The 1,992-nt window shown below is 66.8% G+C and carries 1 protein-coding gene; it reads right to left on the bottom strand.

The features are described 5' to 3' along the window. Positions 1-130: 130 nt before the first annotated feature. Entirely contained in the window at positions 131-1,438 is a 1,308-nt protein-coding gene (locus U9977_RS20280; RefSeq protein ID WP_322750882.1) for a CpaF family protein, read from the bottom strand. Positions 1,439-1,992 lie beyond the last annotated feature (554 nt).

Here is a 1,992-nt window from a genome sequence, read left to right as displayed (position 1 = left end):
GCCTGAGCGAGCAGCTCCCGGGTCCGTCCGCGCCACTTCGCGGACGCGGGATCGCGCGGGGCGCGGGGACGCCCGCTGAAGATGATGAGCAGGAGACCGAGGCCGAAGAGCAGGCCGATGAAGATGCCCATCAGCGCTCCACCGCGATCTCGGCCCACGATCGGTCGGAGAGCTGGGCGCGCTCCGTCTCAGCCATCCGGTCCCGCCGGTCACGATCGGTCGAGGCGAGAAGGGCTGGCAGATCGTAGCCGGCTCGGGCGAACCGGTCGGCATGTGGCGGGTACCCGTCAGCGCGAACCAGGGTGTCGCCGCGTGACCGGTAGATCTGCGCGGTTTCGATCACGTCCCCCTCCGTGCGTCCCGACAATGACACGATCTCGGTCACCCGACGCCGCCCGTGCGCGTCCTTGGTGAGATGCACGACAAGGTCGACGCTGGCGGCAACCGTCGGCACCACAAAGGAGTGGCTGACGTTCTCCCCGGCGAGCAGCGGCAGGGTGCACAGTTTGGTGACCGCCTCGCGGGCCGAGTTCGCATGCAGGCTGCACATCCCGGGCAGGCCCGAGTTGAGAGCGATCAGGAGGTCGAGGGCCTCTTCCTGCCGGACCTCGCCGACAATGATCCGGTCGGGACGCATCCGGAGGGCTTCCTTGATCAGACGCCGGAGCCGGATCTCGCCGGTGCCCTCCAGGTTGGCCTGGCGGGTCTGCATGGCGACCCAGTCCGGGGCCCGCAGCCTGAGCTCGAAGACCTCCTCACAGGTGATGACCCGTTCCCGACCGGGGACCGCCGAACCGAGGCAGTTGAGCATGGTCGTCTTCCCCGCCTGTGTTCCGCCGGCCACGATGATGTTCAGTCCGGAGGCGACGGCGGCCTCCAGGAAGGCTGCCGCCGACGATGTGATCGTCGACAGATCGACCAGTTCGTCCATGCTGGCGGCGGACACGACGAACTTGCGGATGTTGACCGACCAGTGGACGCGGGTGACGTCGGGGATGACCACGTGCAGGCGCGACCCGTCCGGCAACATGGCGTCCACGAACGGAGTGGACAGATCCACCCGGCGCCCGGAACTCTTCAGCATCCGTTCGACCAGGTCCTGTACCTGATCGGCACTCAGGATCGTCGTGGTCAGCTCGCTGCGCCCGTTCCGCGCGACGAAGACGCGCCCAGGCTCGTTGATCCAGATTTCTTCCACGCTCGGGTCGTCCAGATGGCGTTGCAGCGGTCCGAAGCCGGCAACCGCGTCGTGGACAAGCCGCGCGGTGGTGGCCCGGTCGACAATCGCGGGGAGGTCGCTGGTGAGCGTCCGTTCCTCGTATTCGCCCAGGACGTCCTCGACGAGCTGGCGGATCCGGGTGGGTTCGTGAACCGGGTCGAGGGATCGACGCCGGACCAGTTCACGCACTTCGGTCTCAATGAGCGAAGTGGCATCCATCCAGCCGCCGCGTGTTGTCACAGAAAACCCGATCTCCCTGGTCACCCGCTCGGACCGATCCGATCCCGACAATTATCGCGAAGCGTAGAAAGAAGGTCGCCGGTAATCAAGCCCCCGGTCCCACGTCCCGCCTTCCCCCACCTCCCCGAGCCACCGGCTTCCCCGGAGCACCGGCAACACCGGCAACACCGGCAACACCGGCAGTGCGTGGACCGTGTCGGCTCAGATCTGTCCGATCAGCTCCCGGTCCATATTTCCACAACCATCGCATCCCACCCACACCGGCCCACGAACGCCCCCCCCACGGGAGAGAAATGATCATATTTTCCACCGAGCAAGCATTACGTAAAGAGCGCCCGGCAATAGTGGCGTGGGTCAAGGAGAGGGCTGGGGCGGGTAGATCGCGAGGTGCGAGGAGGGACGCACCGGAAGTGTTGGGTGTCGACCGACAAGCCGAGCTACCCGTGCATCGCGCAGCGATGGATGGGGAGCGATGGATGGGGAGCGATGATGCGAGGTGCGTGCCCCGGCCCCGCGAGGCCGCGCCCCTGTTG

This window comes from Protofrankia sp. Cas8, from assembly GCF_963555845.1.
In the GTDB taxonomy this organism is placed as follows: Bacteria; Actinomycetota; Actinomycetes; order Frankiales; family Frankiaceae; genus Protofrankia.
The sequence above is the reverse complement of the archived record's forward strand: the minus strand, read 5'-3'. Positions and strand labels throughout refer to the sequence as shown.

Excerpts from the sequence above, each read along its gene's own strand:
- U9977_RS20280 (WP_322750882.1), bottom strand. The coding sequence starts at position 1,438 with ATGGATGCCACTTCGCTCATTGAGACCGAAGTGCGTGAACTGGTCCGG.